The 16,874-nt window shown below is 65.7% G+C and carries 13 protein-coding genes; 10 read left to right on the forward strand and 3 right to left on the reverse strand.

What is annotated here, in order from left to right:
• Positions 1-54: 54 nt before the first annotated feature.
• Positions 55-801, reverse strand: coding sequence for a hypothetical protein (locus Q8T13_03400; protein ID MDP3716793.1), 747 nt, complete (start codon positions 799-801; stop codon positions 55-57).
• 357 nt (positions 802-1,158) lie between these two features.
• Here Q8T13_03400 and Q8T13_03405 point away from each other — a divergent pair, with 357 nt between their 5' ends.
• From Q8T13_03405 to Q8T13_03420, 4 genes are all read left to right on the forward strand, one after another.
• Entirely contained in the window at positions 1,159-1,923 is a 765-nt protein-coding gene (locus Q8T13_03405) for a hypothetical protein (GenBank protein MDP3716794.1), read from the forward strand.
• A gap of 75 nt (positions 1,924-1,998) precedes the next feature.
• The gene (locus Q8T13_03410) at positions 1,999-3,729 is read left to right on the forward strand and encodes a hypothetical protein (GenBank protein MDP3716795.1); all 1,731 of its coding nucleotides are present in this window, start codon (positions 1,999-2,001) and stop codon (positions 3,727-3,729) included.
• A 46-nt stretch (positions 3,730-3,775) separates the two neighbouring features.
• Positions 3,776-4,786, forward strand: a complete 1,011-nt coding sequence (locus tag Q8T13_03415) for a GDSL-type esterase/lipase family protein (GenBank protein ID MDP3716796.1) — start codon at positions 3,776-3,778, stop codon at positions 4,784-4,786.
• A gap of 16 nt (positions 4,787-4,802) precedes the next feature.
• Positions 4,803-6,455 (forward strand): hypothetical protein, encoded by a 1,653-nt coding sequence (locus Q8T13_03420; GenBank protein MDP3716797.1) that lies wholly within the window; start codon positions 4,803-4,805, stop codon positions 6,453-6,455.
• Positions 6,456-6,483: 28 nt separating this feature from the next.
• Here Q8T13_03420 and Q8T13_03425 read toward each other — a convergent pair whose 3' ends face one another.
• Complete coding sequence (locus tag Q8T13_03425; protein ID MDP3716798.1) at positions 6,484-7,680, reverse strand: hypothetical protein; 1,197 nt, start codon at positions 7,678-7,680, stop codon at positions 6,484-6,486.
• 301 nt (positions 7,681-7,981) lie between these two features.
• On the opposite strand from Q8T13_03425, the gene Q8T13_03430 reads away from it, so the two are divergent.
• On the forward strand, positions 7,982-9,325 hold the full coding sequence (locus Q8T13_03430; protein ID MDP3716799.1) for a class I SAM-dependent methyltransferase: 1,344 nt from the start codon (positions 7,982-7,984) through the stop codon (positions 9,323-9,325).
• On the opposite strand, the gene Q8T13_03435 is transcribed toward Q8T13_03430, so the two are convergent.
• Complete coding sequence (locus tag Q8T13_03435; protein ID MDP3716800.1) at positions 9,322-10,266, reverse strand: lysylphosphatidylglycerol synthase transmembrane domain-containing protein; 945 nt, start codon at positions 10,264-10,266, stop codon at positions 9,322-9,324. The genes Q8T13_03430 and Q8T13_03435 overlap by 4 nt on opposite strands.
• A 76-nt stretch (positions 10,267-10,342) precedes the next feature.
• Here Q8T13_03435 and Q8T13_03440 point away from each other — a divergent pair, with 76 nt between their 5' ends.
• The 5 genes from Q8T13_03440 (at position 10,343) to Q8T13_03460 (ending at position 16,844) form a co-directional block, all read left to right on the forward strand.
• Complete coding sequence (locus tag Q8T13_03440) at positions 10,343-11,554, forward strand: glycosyltransferase family 4 protein (GenBank protein MDP3716801.1); 1,212 nt, start codon at positions 10,343-10,345, stop codon at positions 11,552-11,554.
• 8 nt (positions 11,555-11,562) lie between these two features.
• Positions 11,563-12,543: an NAD-dependent epimerase/dehydratase family protein gene (locus Q8T13_03445; protein MDP3716802.1), complete on the forward strand. Its 981-nt coding sequence runs from the start codon at positions 11,563-11,565 to the stop codon at positions 12,541-12,543.
• Entirely contained in the window at positions 12,540-13,790 is a 1,251-nt protein-coding gene (locus Q8T13_03450) for a glycosyltransferase family 4 protein (GenBank protein ID MDP3716803.1), read from the forward strand. The genes Q8T13_03445 and Q8T13_03450 overlap by 4 nt, the downstream gene beginning before the upstream one ends.
• Positions 13,791-13,869: 79 nt before the next feature.
• The gene (locus tag Q8T13_03455) at positions 13,870-15,807 is read left to right on the forward strand and encodes a hypothetical protein (GenBank protein MDP3716804.1); all 1,938 of its coding nucleotides are present in this window, start codon (positions 13,870-13,872) and stop codon (positions 15,805-15,807) included.
• Positions 15,807-16,844, forward strand: coding sequence for a glycosyltransferase family 4 protein (locus Q8T13_03460; protein MDP3716805.1), 1,038 nt, complete (start codon positions 15,807-15,809; stop codon positions 16,842-16,844). Before Q8T13_03455 ends, Q8T13_03460 begins: the two co-directional genes overlap by 1 nt.
• Positions 16,845-16,874: the final 30 nt, after the last annotated feature.

The following is a 16,874-nucleotide window of genomic DNA, read 5'->3' on the forward strand; positions in this document are numbered from 1 at the left end:
GAGGAAGGAACGGTAGGGACAAACCTTCACGGCTTGTCCCTACCCGCGAGTTGATTACCGACGGCCGGGCCGGCGATACATGTAGCGCCCGAGACTGCCGGAATCGTAGGTGATCGCGGTCACGTCACCCCAGCTCACCGACGGGTTCGAGCCGCAATGACCGGCGATGATGTCAATGATATAGACCTGACTGTTGCCTTCGCTGGGGCCTGCGCCCCAGTGATAGGACACGACGTCGTGTGAGGGATCGTTCATGTTGCCCCGCTTGGCGTTATAGCCCCAACGCAGGTCAGTGGCCTGCAGGGCTTCGACCACGAGATCCATGAACAGCCACGAACCGCCATGGTCCTGGCAGGAGTTGCGCAAGGCGGCCGGGTTCCGGCTGGCCACCTGCTGCACCAGAGCCTGCATGTTCGGACGCGGCAAGCGCTGGCCGGCGGGCGGGTCAGGTGTCCGGAAGGTGGGGCTGCTCGGGTTGGTCGCGACTGGCGCCGACACTGGGGCCGGGGTCCTGAAATCGCCCCAGATCGACCACGGGCCGACCAGGGTGCCCAGTGCCGCACGCGCGCGCCACGAGTAGACGACGTTGGGCGCCAGTTCCAGTTCGACCCGGTGGGCGCCGGTGTTGGGCGTTTCGCCGACCTCGCGGGTGTAGACCACGGCGCTCGGCGAGCTGACCTCAATTTGGTACGCCAGGCCGACCGAGCCGTAATTGCCGTTGGAATTTCCCCACACCAGGGTTGGGTTCCGGGTATCGAGCGTGATGCCGTCGATCGGGCTGATGATTGCGGGAGGGCTCACCTTGAGGGTGGACCCGTCTGCGGCGGCGCTGGTGGTCCCGCCGATGGCGGCTGAGGGGGCAGTTGGCAAAACCGGCTGCGCCGAGCACCCCGCCAAAGCTATTGACAAAGCAAGGCACGCCGCCGGCACAGAATATTTGATCTTCAAATTGCAGTCTCCATGCCTCTCGCGAGCCCTTGCGTACCGCGCCTGGGAGGCGGGCCGGGAGGCAAACGACCAAAGCATACCTCACCTGGCCCTTCTTGTGCAGGAATCGCGTCATTTCTGCCATAAAACTCGCAGATCTTCACAGCTATGTTAGAGTGCTCCACGAACGGGTCTTCCCACGACCCACACCTTTTGGAGCGAAACACGACCATGCGTAGATTTGTTACCACCTTCTTAATGGCCGGCCTGATCGGTGGCTCGGCATCCGACGTGGCGGCGCAGACCGCAAAGTGGGAAGACCGGGTCTATCTCAATATCGGCTTTGGCGTCGAGTCGGGTGACACCAGCCTGAACGATACGCGGCCGCTGACGATCTACGAGGAAGCCGGTAGCGTATCGAGCACCAGCATCTACACGTCGGGCAGTCTGTTCGATGCCGGCATCGGCTTCCGCGTCTGGAAGAATCTCTCGGTCGGTGCCGGGTATCACCAGGAGCAGAACACCGCCGATATCGGGATCACCGGCAGCGCGCCGCATCCGGTCTTCTTCAACACGCCGCGAAGCTTCAGTGCCACGGCCGGGGGCGATCAGTTCCGAAAGGAACGCGCCACGCACCTGCAGGTGGGCTGGATGATGCCTTTTGGTACCAAGCTCGATGTCATGCTCTTCGCCGGGCCGTCGTGGTTCCGGCTGGAGCAGCCGGTCGTGAGCGAGGTCACCATTGGCGAAGTCGGCACGCCATACTCGCAGGTCGTGGTCAACCCCACCGTCGCCGTTCGCAAGAAGAGCATGGTCGGCTACAACGTCGGCGCTGACGTGTCGTACATGATCTGGAAGAACGATTCGGTGCGCGTGGGCGCCGGGGTCTTCATCCGCTATACGGAGGCGTCCACGACCGTCCTCCTGCTGCAATCCGAGCAGGAAACCAAGGCCGGCGGACTGCAGATCGGCTTCGGCGGCCGTCTCCGCTTCTAGCCTCGGCGATTTGCTGCCAGGGTGTCTTCGGCACCCAGGCAGCTCATCCAGTCATCGCGGAGGACCCCACGGCAAATGATCGAACGACCGCTTGAGTTCGCTGGCGGCGCGGGCGAGCGAAGCGAGCACCGCCGCCTCGCGCTGGTCACGCTGTTCTACACCGCGCTCACGATCGTCCTCGCCTACCCGGTTTCGCTGAGCCCCGCCACGACGCTACTGGCGGACAACCCTGATACCCATCTGTTCTTGTGGACGCTCGGGTGGAACGTCCACGCCGCGATTGCTCAACCGCTGGCCATTTTCGACGCCAATATCTATTTTCCCAATCCAAATACGCTCGCGTATTCCGAGAATCTGCTCGGCAGCGCGGCGCTGGCGGCCCCGGTCATCTGGCTGACCGGCAATCTGGTGCTCGCACTCAACCTGGTGCAATTGGCCACGTGTGTCCTTTGTGGCGTGGGTGCGTACTTGCTGGCGCGGCGCGTCGGCATCAGCGCACTCGGCGCGACGCTCTGCGGAATTGTCTTCCTGGCGGCGCCGCCGCGTTTTTTTCGCATTGGCCAGTTGCATCTCACCGCCGTGCAATGGCTGCCGTTCGGCCTGGCGTTCCTGCATGCCTATCTCGACCACGGCCGCCGGCGCGACCTCCGGTTGGCCGCGGGGTTCTACACCTTGCAGGCGTTCACCAGCGGGCACGGTGCCGTCTTCATGACGGTGGCAATGGCCGGCCTGATCGCCTATCGACTGGCGCTCGGAGAGTCACTGGCACTCGGCCGGCGGCTTCGGGATTTCGGTCTCGGCGGTCTGGCCTTGGTCGCGCCGCTGGTGGCTCTGCTCGTGCCGTACCGCATGGCGCAGCGGGACATCGGATTGAAACGCTCGCTCGAAAATTGGCTGCCCACCCCAGAGAGCTACCTGGCCTCACCGTCGCATCTGCACCAGTACCTGCGCACGCTGGTCAGCGACGTCAACTTCAATGACCTGGCCAGCGCGTGGCTCTTCCCGGGGGTGATGGTCGTGGTGTTTGCACTGATCGCGCTGGTGCCACGGCCCACCGTCACCGAGCAGGGTTGGCGAGCCCGACTGCGGCACAATCCGGCGCCGTTTTATTTCTTGCTGGCGGTGATCGCCGTCTGGATCTTTGTCCCAGCGCCGGTCGGTCTCTGGCCGCACCTCTACGACTGGCCGGGATTGAACTTCATCCGCGTGCCGTCGCGTTTCATGATTCTGGTCATGCTCGCCCTCGGCGTGCTGTTCGGAGTGGGGTTCGATCGCCTCTTCGCGCGTCGCGGGCCAGCCTCCCGGGCGGTAGGGGCCACGGTGCTGGCGCTATTGCTACTCGCCGAGTATGCGAGCATGCCGCTCGCGCACGTCCGGTACGCCGTAGAGATCCCGCCGATCGATCGCTGGCTCAACACCCTGCCGAAGCCGTTTGCAATTGCCGAAGTGCCGGTACCCAGTCTGGGTGACCTTGGCGCGTACGAACGTCACCAGACCATGGCCATGCTGCACGCCACGGCGCACTGGCAAAAGACCGTCCACGGCTACAGCGGCATTCGCCCGGCTCTGCACGAGAGGCTGAATCAGGAGCTCACGGCTTTTCCGGATGCCACCAGTCTGGCCAGTCTCCGCCAGCTGGGCGTGCAGTACGTCGTCGTGCACAGCGAACGTTATCCCCAGGACCGGCGCGCCGAGATCCAGCAGAGGTACGAGCGGTTCGCCGCCGAACTCCGGCTCGAGCACGTGGAGGGGGAGGGGATGGTGTATCGGATTCTGCCTGCTCAGGGCAGCACCGCCGCAAGGTGATGTTCGCCCGGACGGATCTCTTGAACTAGAATCGATCTACTCGTCCATGACATTCGCAAGGATCCCTGGGGTGACGTTGTTCGTCGCCCTGATGTTACTGGCGGCAGCGTGCGGCAGCACCCCGACCGCGCCGACGCCGCCGCCACCCCCGCCGCCGGTGGTTGCCGATCCGCCGACCCTGGCATGTCCGGCCTCCATCGCCGCGAGTACCACGGCGACCACTGGGATTGCGGTGACCTTCACCACGCCGGTCGCCGAGAAGGGCGCCTTGCCGGTGACCGTGTCCTGCACGCCGCCAGCCGGGGAGACGTTTCCGATCGGCGACACGCGCGTGGAATGCACGGCGAAGGATAGCCTCGAACGGTCCGCCACGTGTTCCTTCCAGGTATCGGTGTCGCGGACGCCGCTCCTGAGCAAGACACGCTTTCTGGCTTTTGGCGACAGCATCACCTTCGGTGAGGTAACGGTCCCGGTGTCATCGTCACGGTCCCTGGGCACGCCGTCGACGCGGTTGATTCAGGTCCCGTGGGCGGCGTACCCTACAGCCCTTACCCGGTTCCTCGAGTCGCGGTACACGACCCAGGAAGATGCCATCATCGTTGCCAACTACGGTCTCGGCGGCGAGAAGGCGATCAACGCCAGAGACCGTTTCATGGCGGCGTTGAACATCGTCCGGCCTGAGGTGGTGTTGCTGATGGAGGGCAGTAATGACATTGCCCGTGGCGAGGACGGCGCCGCGAGCGGCGCCGCCAGGGAGATCTCGGTGATGGCGGCTGAGGCCAGGCTCCGCGGCATGCGGGTCTTGCTGGCCACCGTACCGCCCGGCCGTCCGGGCTTGAGCAAAACCATTTCTCCGTTTCTGATTGCGGACTACAACGCCCGAATGCGGATTGTCGCGCAGAGCCAAGGCGCGCTGCTGGTCGATATCTTCCAGGCGCTGTCCACGGATGTGAGTCGGTACATCGGCATCGACGGCCTGCATCCGACGGAACTGGGCTACGCGAAGATCGCCGAAACCTTTTACAACGTAATCCGATCAGAGTTTGAAGTCCGCTGATCGATCGGAGCAAGTCATGAGATACGCGCGGATTGTGCTCGCGATCGCCGTGGTCACTGCGTTGGCGGCCCTCGCGGGCGCGCGCTATCACAACCGAATCGTCCCGCTCACGGAAGTCTACATGCCTTCGTTTTCCGAAGTGCAGTTCGCGTCCGCCGGCGAGTCGGTGCGAGCGCTCGACACGCGGCTTCAAGCGGACGAGCGCCTCTCGCGGCTTCGACAAGTCCTGCCAGACCAAGCCGGTGCGCTGTGGCTTGGCTTACTGGTGTTCCTGATAGTCGGCTTCGATTACGCGCGGCCCTGGAGCGCGCGAAACATCGACCTGCTGATCGTCCAGGCCATGGGCTGGTGCCTGATTGGATCGCTCGACCTCCTGGTGACGGTCAGCCGGCACGGCGATCCGACCTACTACGGCCTGCTGCGGTTGATATTTGCGGGGGCGACAGCGCTCTCGACCATCCTGATGGTGCGCATGGTCTGGAGGTCGAGGCAGTCCGACACGTGGACCTGGACGCCGGCCATCGATGTTCGCGCGCTCGCGGCCCTGGCCGCGTTCACCGTGTCGCTCGCGATTGCCTATCCCTTTCTGCGGCCCGTCGAAGACGCCAGCTACTTCACGAACCTCGGCGGCCAGAGGCTCCGCGAACGAGGCTTGCTGCCATACGGCGATCCGATGTTGACGAATACGCCCGGCGCCGCGTACGGGCCGCTGATGTATGTCGCCCAGGCCGGCATGCAATCGATCCTGCGGGCGCCGGCCAATCGTCCGTCGCCCGACCTGCCGCAGCTCGGGGAGCAATCCAGTTACCTGGCACCTTCACCGCTGTCGCCGCAATTGTTACTCGCGGCATTTCAGTTGCTGGCCGCATGGGCGCTCTTCAAGATCGGCCAGCGCTGCAGTGGGGACAATTTGGGCATGGCCCTGGCCGCGCTCTACTGCGGGTCGGTCAGTGTCCTCGGCGTGGGCGGCAGTGGCGATCAGATTGGCGGGATGACGTTCGCGTCCCACATCATTCCAGCCTCGGTCACGCTGGTGGCGTTTCGCTATCTCGATCGGCCGTGGCTGTCGGGGGCACTACTGGCGGCGGCGGCGGGCTTTGGGTTCTACCCGGCCTTCATGTTCCCTGCGTGGTTGGGTTACAACTGGGGCCTTTCGCGCAAGTCGGCCCTTCAGTTCGTGGGCGGCTTCTGCGCGCTCTCGCTCGTGGTCGGCGTGTGGGTGCTCCTGGCATCAAGGCCCGCCGATGGTCTTGGCCTCATCGCGACGGTCATGCGTGACACGCTCGGCCACCAGACAGATCCTCGCGGTTACGGCATGACCCCATTCGGCTTTTGGGGGCAGCAGACCGGCGTGTGGCGCTGGCTGATCCAGCCGCTGACCGGCGAATCGGCTCTACTCTCCCCGTTCTTCATGATCTACTTCGCGTTCCTTTGCGTGACGGCGGCGATGGCGAGAAACGCCGGGCTCGTCGGGTTGGCGCTGATCACCGCCGCGGTCGCCATGGGCGCCAATATCTGGAAGATCAACGCGACCTCAGCCTACCTGGCGTGGTACTACCCGTTTCTGTTGATTGGTGTGTTGGGGCCGGGCATGCTGATCAGACGCGGCCAGGGGCAAGCCGGCGGTCTGGTGCCGTCACCGACAGCCCCAGACCGCCCGAGACCTTGACCTGCGCGCCAGACGCCCGCCGGACTTGTTAGAAGCGACCGCGAGACGTCCAGCGACCGATCGAGCCCGAACTGAGCGTGACGCCGGTAACGTCCACCCACGAGGGTCCAGGGGTGGGGCCGCAGTGACCGCTGATCACGTCAATGATGTACACCGAAGTGCTGCCCTGATCGGCGCCTGACCCGTAGTTGTAGGCCACGACGTCGTGTGAGGGATCGTTGATGTTTCCGCGCTTGCCGTTGTAGCCCCAGCGCGAATCATAGGTGCGCAGGGTGTCGACGACCAGGTCCATGAACTGCCACGTGCCGCCGCCACTCTGACACGAGCTCTGCAGCGCGGACGGGTTGGCCCGGGCTACCGCCTGGACGACGGCGAACATGTTCGGCAGTGGTCCGTTGTCGGGGCCGCGTCCGCCGGTCCCCAGGGGAACGCCGGTGCTTGGCCCCGGTGTGGGCGCGGGCGGTGCGGGCGCGGCTGGCGTGCGGAACGACAGCGTCGACGAATACGCCGACTGCGTGCTGCCATCGCTGCCATAGACGCGCCAATAGAAGGTGGTGCTGTACGGCAGCTCGCCCAGGGTCGTGGTCGTGGTGCCGTTGCCGGGGGCGGCGGTCACGATGGCGCTCAGTCTGCTCATGTCGGCTGTCGTGGACACTTCAAATCGATAGACGACACCGGTCGTGCCCGAGATGTTGCCGTTGGTGACCCTGAAGTCGGGCCGGTTGGTCGACACGGTGCCGGTCGGGGCGATGGGCGTCGGCGGGTCGATCACGACGGGTGGAACGACGGTGAACGTGGACACGTTGGAGTAGGGGCCCGTGTTCGCGCCGTCTTGGGCGCGTGAACGCCAGTAGTAGGTGAAACCAGCGCCCAGCGGTTCGGGCAGCCGGTACGTCGTGCGGCCTCCGTCGCCTGGCGTCAGCCGGTCCGCCGAGTGGACCACCTGCTGGAACCCGGCGTCGGTCCCGACTTCCACTTGGAGCCAGAGGGTACGGACACCACTGGAACCGGCGTTCTCGATCAAGAGCGTGGGCGGTTCCGTGCTGAAGGTCAGGGTGGTGCCGGCCTCCGGCTCGAGGGGCTTGGGGGCGGTAATTGACACGCCCGGAAGGGGGCCCGCGACCGTGGGGGCCGTCGGGTTGGCACTCTTCGCGGCCTCACAGCCGGCCAGGCATACGATGGCCGCCAGCGTGGCGGCCGTCTTGGGGAGGTTAGTGAAAATCATCTGGGTTCCTGCCGCCACCGCTTATCGGCACGGTTCGCGCCGGCCATTACAGTTCCGCCCAGCCGTGCTTCGTTTGGCACAGAGGGTCACCGTCCAGCGGGACGTTCCTGCAAATAAGTGGATGGTCGATCCTGCGCAAGCAAGACCGCTGCCAACGGGGGCCTTGTGATTTTCGGGCCTGTGTGGAGGATGCGGGGGATGTGACCACCGGAAATGACATTGCGATCACAAAAATTGCACGCCCGGCTCTGGCCCGTCAGTCGGCTTGACACCCCCCGCACCGTACACTACGGTTCGACAGATGGTCACCGAGCCGAATCAGCCGCTGGTCACCCGGCTGATCGCAGAGCGTGCCGAGGCCCATCGCAAGTACAACGAAGCGCTGACCGCGCTCGACCGCGCGATTCAATCCTCACCGTCGTGGCCGTCGCCGCCCGCGCACTACGACGAGCAACGGCTGCCCGCAATCAACGAGTCGTGGACCATCGTCCCGCCCGGCGGGCCGCCGCGTCCGGCGGGGTGGCGGGGCCGCATGGCCGAGGCCGCCTGGCAGTTGGTGGCGCCAGTCTTCGAGCGCCAGATGGCGTTCAACGCCGCCGTCGTCGAACACCTCAATCGCAACGCCGTGCCGCACCGCGAGGCCCACCAGGCGATTGCCGCCGCGCTGCCGGCCTTGCGCGAGGGATTCGACGGCCTCGTGCGGTTCGAATCGCTGCTCATCCAGTTCCTGCAGCAGTTGACGCCGCTCGCCGATGCGCGCGCGCGGGAGATGCAGGACGCCATCGACGAGCTGCGCCACGTGGCCGACGTCGCGCAGCGTGCCGCGGTGATGGCCAAGCGCGAGGTGGAACGGGTGGCCGCGAAGACGGGACCGGTTGCCGGTGCCACCGCCGCGCCGGCGGCTGTCACAGCGAGCGCGCTCCAGACCGAGGCGTTCAAGTATCTGGGATTCGAGGATCGGTTTCGTGGCTCCGAGCAGGAGATTCGCGCGCGGCTGGCCGACTACGTGCCGTACTTCACCGGCGCGGCCGACGTGCTCGATGTGGGCTGCGGCCGAGGCGAGTTCCTGGACTTGTTGAAGGGCGCCGGCGTGACCGCCCGCGGTCTCGACCTGAACCCCGAAATGGTGGAGGTGTGCCGGGCGCGAGGTCTCGACGCTGCGGCCGGCGATGCCCTGGGCGTGCTGCGCGGCTTGCCGGATCATTCGCTCGGCGGCTTGATTGCCGTGCAGGTGATCGAGCACCTGGACCCGGCGTATCTGTCGGAGTTCCTGCAGGTGGCGTATTACAAGTTGCGGCCGGGTTCGCGCATGGTGCTTGAAACCATCAACCCTGCGTGCTGGGTGGCCTTCTTCGAAAGCTACATCAGGGACTTGAGCCATGTGCGGCCGATTCATCCCGAGACGCTGCAGTACATGTTGCACGCCAGCGGCTTCAGCCCGGTCGAGATCGTCTATCGTGCGCCGATTGCCGAAGACGCGCGGCTGCAACGGGTGACGCCGCGGCCGGAGCACTTCGGCGAGGCCGCGGCCGACCCGCTGACCGAGTTGGTGTCGGCGTTCAATCGCAACATGGATCGCCTCAACGGCCGCCTGTTTACGTTCCAGGACTACGCGGCGGTCGCGCGGGCCGGCGGCCGGCCCTAGGAAGCGGCGTGCGAGGTTGACCGGCGGCGGAGAAACATGAGCCCGCCGACGAGCGACAGGCCCATGACCAGGCCGGTCGAGACCAGCGACAGGGCTACGGCCGCATCGATCGGCAGGCCGAACCGGCGAAAGAAGAACGCGAACACAGCTTCACGAACGCCGAAGCCATTGATGGACACCGGCACCATCTGCACTGCCAGGCTTACCGGAATCAGCACCGCGCCCAGCAGAATCGGCAACGGTATCGCCAGCCCCTCGGCCGTGAGCAGATAAAACACCACGACCGTGACCTGAACCACCAGCGCGCCGGCGAACGCGCCGAACAGGGTCGAGGGCGTCTCTCGAAACCGGCCAATGGCATCGTCGAGGCGCTGGACCCGTTCATCGACCCATGGCCGCTTCAGCAGCCGCAAGGGGCGCAGCAGGAAAGCCGTCAAGCTCGGGATGACGATCACCGGAATCGCGAGAACGACGCTGGTTCCGGCGACGATCCACAACCACCGGGCGCCGGGCACGTGAATGCCCACGAGCGAAGCCGCGAACGCGCCGAGGCAGGCCACCAGGATCATCGCCGCCAGCCCGATGGCGCGATCGACGAGGATCACCGTGGTCGCCAGCGTCTTGGAGCCGGCCGCCGGTGCCGTGTCGGCAATGCGCATGACGTCACCGCCAATGCCGCTCGGCAGGAAGTTGTTGAAGAACAGGCTGACCCACATCGATTCGCGGAGCGTGCCGGTGGCCACGTCCACGTGCTGCGCGCGCAGCAGCCGGCGCCAGCGCCACACGTTGACGGCCTGGATGAAAACGTACGAGACGAGCGCCAGTGCAATCCACGTGGGATTCATGCCCTTGACGCGCAGCCAGAGCGCGGCCAGGTCGATGGAGCGCAGCACGAAGTACATGAGTGCGACGCTGACGAGGAGGCGTACAAGGACCTTCAACTAGGGACTCAGTCTGGGAAAATTGAAACCACGATTCTACCCTAACTGCATTAGGCTCAGAGAGATATAATGACGCGTGCGCATCCTGATGCTCGCGCCCGAGCCGTTCTTCGAGCCGCGCGGCACCCCGTTCAGCGAATACCACCGCATCAAGACGCTCGGTGAACTCGGTCACCAGATCGATCTGGTCACCTATCCGATCGGCCGGGATGTCGCGCTGCCTAACCTGCGGATTTTCCGATCGCTGCGTCCGCCCTTTGTCAACAAGGTGCGCATCGGCCCGTCGCCCACCAAGCTGCTGCTTGATGGTCTGATGGTCTTCACGGTCTTGCGGCGCGTGATCGCCGAGCGTTACGACGCGATCCACTCGCACGAAGAAATGGGGTTGCTCGGCGTGTGGCTGGCGAAGTGGCTGGGCGTGCCGCATCTTTACGACATGCACTCGAGCCTGCCGCAGCAGCTTACTAACTTCAAGTACAGCAAGTCGGGCGCTCTGCGTACGCTGTTCACGTGGGCTGAAAGCCAGATGGTTCACAAGTCGCAGGTCGTGATCACGATCTGCCAGGAACTGCAGGACACCGTGACCGAGATGGGCGCGGGCGAGCGGTCGCTGCTGATCGAGAACGTGATGGGTGGCGACGTGGACGACCCGCCAACCGGCACCCCGGCCGACGTCAGGAGGACGTGGGGCATCGATGCCTCGGCGCCGCTGGCGCTCTACACCGGCACCTTCGAGGCCTACCAGGGCGTCGACGTGCTGATCGAGGCCGCGGCGATTATTGGACGGCGCCGGCCCGAGACGCGCGTCCTCGTCGTCGGCGGCGAGCCGGCACAAGTAGCGGCGGCCAGGGCCCAGGCCGAGGCGCGCGGCGCGGCGGCGGTCATGATCTTCACCGGGCAGCAGCCGGCCCGGGAGATTCCCGGCTTCGTGCAGGCCGCCGATCTGCTGGTCTCGCCACGCATTCGCGGCACCAACACGCCACTGAAGATTTACTCCTACCTGCGATCGGGTAAACCGATCGTCGCGACGAATCTGCTGACCCACACCCAGGTGCTGACGCCGGCGATCGCCAGGCTCGTGGAGCCCAACGCCGAGGCCATTGCCGAAGCGGTGCTGGAACTGGTTGAGCAACCGGAGCAGCGGGAGCGGTTGTCGGCCGCGGCGCGGATCGTCGCGCAGGAAAAATACAGCCGCGAATCGTACGTGCGGCGCACCGCGCAAGCCTACGAACGGTTGGCGGGCGACCCGCGCCTGAATGTCGGGTCGGGGGAGCTGGCGCGCCGGTGAGAGTGCTGGTGACCGGGGCCACGGGATTCACCGGCGGCTACCTGGCGAAACTGCTGGCGTCCAGCGGGGACGAGGTTCGCGCCCTGGTGCGGCCGAAAAGCCGCGCGCGATTCGATCGTTCGCCGCTCGCCGCTGCGGGCGTGCAAGCTGCTGAAGGCGATCTCACCAACGCCGCCGCCATGCGCCGCGCCAGCGAAGGCGTGGAGGTCGTGTATCACATTGCCGCCACCTACCGGGAGGCCGGCCAACCCGACTCGGCGTATCGCGCGATCAACGTCGACGGCACGCGCAACGTGCTCGAGGCCGCCCGGGCCGCGGGTGCCCGCCGCGTCGTGCACTGCAGCACCGGCGGCGTGCACGGGCACGTCGCGAACCCGCCCGCGAACGAAGACGCCCCGTTCAATCCCGGGGACGTGTATCAGGAGACCAAGCTCGAGGCGGAAACGCTGGCCCGGGAGTTTGGCCGGACGACCGGGTTCGAGGTCGTGGTGGCGCGGCCCATCGGCATCTACGGCCCGGGCGACCTGCGTTTTCTCAAGATGTTTCGTGGCCTCGCGCGCGGCAAGTTTCCGATGATCGGCGATGGGCAGGTGTTCTATCACCTGACCTTTGTCGAGGATCTGGTGGAAGGCTTCCGGTTGTGCGGCACGGTGCCCGGCGCCGCCGGCCGCACCTACCTCCTCGCCGGTCCGCGCTACACGACACTCGAGGCCCTGGTCGGCATGGTGGCGAAGGACCTGGACGTCGCGCCGCCCGCCCGGCATTGGCCGGTGTGGCCGTTCTGGACGGCCGGCTTGCTCTGCGAAATGGTGTGCGTGCCGCTACGGATCGAGCCGCCCATCTTCCGGCGTCGCGTGGACTTCTACACCAAGAGCCGCGCCTTCGACACCACCCGGGCGAAGACGGAACTGGGCTTCTCACCTAAGGTTGACCTCGAAGAAGGCATACACCGGACAGCCGTTTGGTATCGGAGTGAGGGACTGCTGTGAGCGACTCCCGACTCCCGACTCCCACCTCCGCCAAGGCTTCGGCGGGCGAGCCCGACTCCCGGCGACTAAACATCGTCCACGTCTGCGACCACCTCGGGTGGGAAGGGTCGCGCATGCACGGCGTGAAGCGGCTGTTTGCGTGGATGATCCCGCGGTTCGATGCCTCGCGCTTCAACGTCTCGCTGATCAGCCTGCGCCAGAAAGACTTGTCGGCCGACACGCTCGAAGAGTTCGGCATTGACGTCACCTACATGGCGCGGCACAAGTTCGATCCGGCGACGTTCACCGCAATGCTGAAGGTGCTGCGCGACAAGCAGGCCGACCTCGTGCACCTGCACGGCTATGGCGCGACAACGTTCGGGCGGTTGTGCGCGTGGCGGATGGGGATTCCGGCAATCCTGCACGAGCACGCGAACCATACCGATACGCCGTGGTTCCAGAAAGTCGCCGACAAGATCCTCGCGCCGCACACCGACCTGGCGATCGCAGTGTCGGAGTCGACGGGGGAGTTCACCACCCGCGCCCGGCTGATGCCGGCCGAACGGACGAAGGTGGTCTACCTCGGCGCGCCGCTCGATGAGTTTGCGCGGCCCCGCAGTGTCGCAGAGATTGCCAAGGCAAAGCAGGCCCTCGGGATTGCCCCCGGCACGATGGCGCTCGGCACCATCACGCGCTTGATGCCGTCGAAGGGCAATCAATACCTGATCGAGGCCGCGCCCAAGGTCCTGGCCAAGCATCCGCATGCGCGGTTCTTCATTGTCGGCGAAGGCGAGTTGCAGCCGGAACTGGAGGCGCAGGCGCGGGCGCTCAATTTGGGCGACAAGCTGGTGTTCACCGGCTTCACGCGCGACGTGGCCGCCGCGCTCTCGGCCCTCGACATCGTCGTGTTTCCGTCGCTGTGGGAAGGCACGCCGCTCACGATGTTCGAGGCCCTCGCCATGGGCAAACCGATTGTCGCGACCGACGCCGATGGCCTGTTGGACGTGCTGACCGATGGCCGCGACGCCCTGGTCGTGCCCAAGGCCAGTGCCGGCCGCCTGGCCGACGCCATCTGCCGGCTGGTCGAGGAGCCGCAACTGGCCGCTGCCCTGGGCGCCCAATCCCGCAAGACCGGCGCCCGTTACGATATTGCCGCGTTCGTCCGCAAGATGGAGCGGCTCTATGTGATGTTGCACGAAACCTCGCGCGCGACCGGCCGAGCGGGTATCCTGCAAGCCGACTTGAGTTTCCTGACCACCGAACGATGATGGACTTCACTGTGGCGTCCGGCTTTAGCCGGACCGGGAACTCCAATGTGGTGTCCGGCTTTAGCCGGACCGGGGCGCAATGACACTGGATCACGACGTCGCCACGCGGTTGCGGGACCGGAGCCTGGCCTGGCGCCTCGGTGCCAGCACTACGGCCGCGATTGGCGTCGTGCTGCTGACGTGGGCCCTGTCGGTTGACGTGGCAAAGGCGTCGGGCGGCTTCTTCGGAGATGCCGCGACCTACTACACCCTGGGCCACAGTCTGGCGACCGATCTCGACTTCGAATACCGCCGCGACGATCTCGCACGGGTCTGGAAGGAGTTTCCGTCCGGACCAGAGGGCTTGTTTCTCAAGCGCGGGAGCGAGGGCCGGCTGTTTTACGCCAAGGCTTATATCTATCCCCTGGCGGCCGCCCCCTTCATCTGGCTGTTTGGTACCAACGGGTTCCTGGTCCTGCACGCGCTCCTGATGACCTTGTGCTTCCTGTGCGCCTACTCGTTCTTGTGCGCGCGCAGTCACCCGGTGGGCGCCCTGGTGTTCGCGTTCGCGTTCCTGTTCGTCTCGCTCGTGCCGATCTATATGGTGCAGCTCGCACCCGATTTCTTCATCTTCGCCATCGTCCTGATGGGCTACTACTTCTGGTGTTACAAGGAAGTGGCTGCGCCCATCGCCGAGGACCAGCTCGCCTCGTGGCGGACCCGCTGGCTGCTCGGGCCGCGCTCGGACGTGGTCGCCGCGGTGCTGCTGGGCGTGGGCGCCTTCGCCAAGCCCACCAACGTCCTGTTGATCGCGCCGCTGCTGGTGTCGGCGCTCCTGCGGGGCCAGGGGCAACGGGCCATGAAGATCGGCGCCTCGTTTGGCGTGGTCGTAGCCGCGTTGTTCGCCCTCAACATTGCGCTGACCGGTGAATGGAACTACCAGGGCGGCGAGCGCAAGACGTTCTACAGCCGCGACGGCGTTAACTTTACGGGCGGCTTTCCGTACCAGAACGACGCCAAGACGTTCGACTCGGTCGGCCTGGGTCGGGTCGGTGGCGGTTCCTTCGAAGTGTTGTTCACGCGCGATGCGTTGCTCGAGGTGTTCCGGCGTAACCTCGCCTACTTCGTGATCGGCCGTCACACCGGGTTTGCCATCTACTTCTTCCCCGGCATGATGGCCATCATCCTGTTCCTGGCCGCGACGCGGGACCGCGCCATGTGGCAGTGGCTGACCCTGGCGGGCGGCGTGGGCACCGCCGTCGCGTTGCTGCTGTACATGCCGTTCACCTGGTCTGGCGGCGGCGGCCCGGTCGGCAATCGCTACTTTCTCGGGACGTACGGCGTGTTCCTGTTCCTGGTCCCGCCGCTGCAGACCGCGGTGGCCGGCCTGGTCACTCTCGCGATCAGCGGGATGTTCGTCATGCGGATTGTCTCCAATCCGTTCTATGCCTCCACCCACCCGGCCGAGCACAGCAAGTCGGGGCTGTTCCGCCGGCTGCCGATCGAGTTGACGATGGTCAACGATTTGCCGGTGAACGTGCTGCCGGACCGGACGCGGCAGCCGCTCGGCGGCACCCCGAGCACGCCGCCGATCTTTGCCTATTTCATCGACGACAACATCTATAACCGCGAGGGCGATGCGTTCTGGGTGAAGGGCGAATCGACGGCCGACCTCCTGCTGCGCGCGCCGATCGCGCCGGAATCGCAGGCCGCGGGTGTGGAAGAAGCCCGATCGCTGCGCATCGCGAAGTTGACGGTGATTCTCGAAACCGGCCCTCGGCCCAATCGCGTGACCGTGGATGCGGGCGCGGGCCGCCAGGTGGTCGACATGGCCGCCAACTCGCAGCAGACCTTCGAGGTGGCGATGCCGCGCGGCGCGCCGTACAAGTACCATCCCGATTACCCGACCAACTACGTCTACAGCCTGTCGATTGGGTCCGCGACCGGCTTCGTGCCGATGTTCGAGTCGGGGGCCAGCGACAGCCGCTTCCTGGGTGTCATGGTCCGGCTGATTCCGGCCTACGGGGACGCGCCGTAGTGGCGACGATTGCGGTCGTGACGTCGAGCCCGCCGTTTGCCGAGGGCGGGCACCTGGTGATGGCGCGCGAGCTGGTGCGCGCGCTGAAGGAGGAGGGCCACGAAGCGGGCCTGATCGTCACGCCGCAGAACCGGTTCGGGCAGCAGGCGAGCGCCTACCTGGCCGCGTGGTGCACCGACGTGCAGATGGCGCACGAGGAGCAGAAGGTCGACCAGGTCATCAGCCTGCGGTTCCCCGGGTTCGCGGTGCAGCATCCGAAGCACGTGCTGTGGCTCAACCACCGCATGCGCGAGTACTACGATCTGTGGGGGCAGTTCAGCTCGCACTTGTCGTGGAAAGGCCGGATCAAAGAGCGCACCCGGCGCGCCATCATCCACCGGGTCGACCAACACCTGTTTGCCCGGATGCAACGGCGGTTTGTGATTTCGGGCACGGTGCAGACGCGGCTGCGGCAGTTTGGCGGTATTTCGTCGGACGTGCTGTATCCTCCGCCGCCCAAGCGCGACTACCGTCATGACACCTATGGGGACTACCTGTTCGGCGTGTCGCGGCTGTCGCCGCTCAAGCGCTTTGACCTGGTCTTGCGCGCGCTGGCTGAACCCATGGCGGCCGGCATCAAGTGCGTGATTGCCGGCGAAGGCGCCGAGCTTGCCGCCTTGATGAAGCTGCGCAGCCATCTCGAGCTCGAGCATCGCGTCCAGTTCGTGGGGCGGCTGGATGAAGCCGGTCTCGTGCACCACCTGGCGCGCTGCCGCGGCGTGGTGTTCCCGCCGTTCAACGAAGACTACGGCTTCGTCACGGTCGAGGCCTACATGTGCGGCAAGCCGGTGATCACCTGCACCGATAGCGGGGGGCCGGCCGAGCTCGTTCGTGACGGCGAGACCGGTTACGTCACCGCACCGACGCCCGAAGCGCTCGCGGCCGCGATGCGCCGCGTAATGGACGACCGCAACCTCGCCGCGCGGATGGGCGAGGCCGGGCTGGACGTGGCGAAGCAGATGACGTGGTCGGGAGCGATTCAGAAGCTGTTGCTGTAGCGGTCGTGTCGTAATCGCCATGTCACGAAA

The organism is Acidobacteriota bacterium (assembly GCA_030697165.1).
Taxonomy (GTDB): Bacteria; Acidobacteriota; Vicinamibacteria; order Vicinamibacterales; family UBA2999; genus 12-FULL-67-14b.

Coding starts and splice junctions, on each gene's coding strand:
- Q8T13_03405 (MDP3716794.1), top strand. CDS start 1,159: ATGCGTAGATTTGTTACCACCTTCTTAATGGCCGGCCTGATCGGTGGC.
- Q8T13_03410 (MDP3716795.1), top strand. CDS start 1,999: ATGATCGAACGACCGCTTGAGTTCGCTGGCGGCGCGGGCGAGCGAAGC.
- Q8T13_03415 (MDP3716796.1), top strand. CDS start 3,776: ATGACATTCGCAAGGATCCCTGGGGTGACGTTGTTCGTCGCCCTGATG.
- Q8T13_03420 (MDP3716797.1), top strand. CDS start 4,803: ATGAGATACGCGCGGATTGTGCTCGCGATCGCCGTGGTCACTGCGTTG.
- Q8T13_03425 (MDP3716798.1), bottom strand. CDS start 7,680: ATGATTTTCACTAACCTCCCCAAGACGGCCGCCACGCTGGCGGCCATC.
- Q8T13_03430 (MDP3716799.1), top strand. CDS start 7,982: ATGGTCACCGAGCCGAATCAGCCGCTGGTCACCCGGCTGATCGCAGAG.
- Q8T13_03455 (MDP3716804.1), top strand. CDS start 13,870: ATGACACTGGATCACGACGTCGCCACGCGGTTGCGGGACCGGAGCCTG.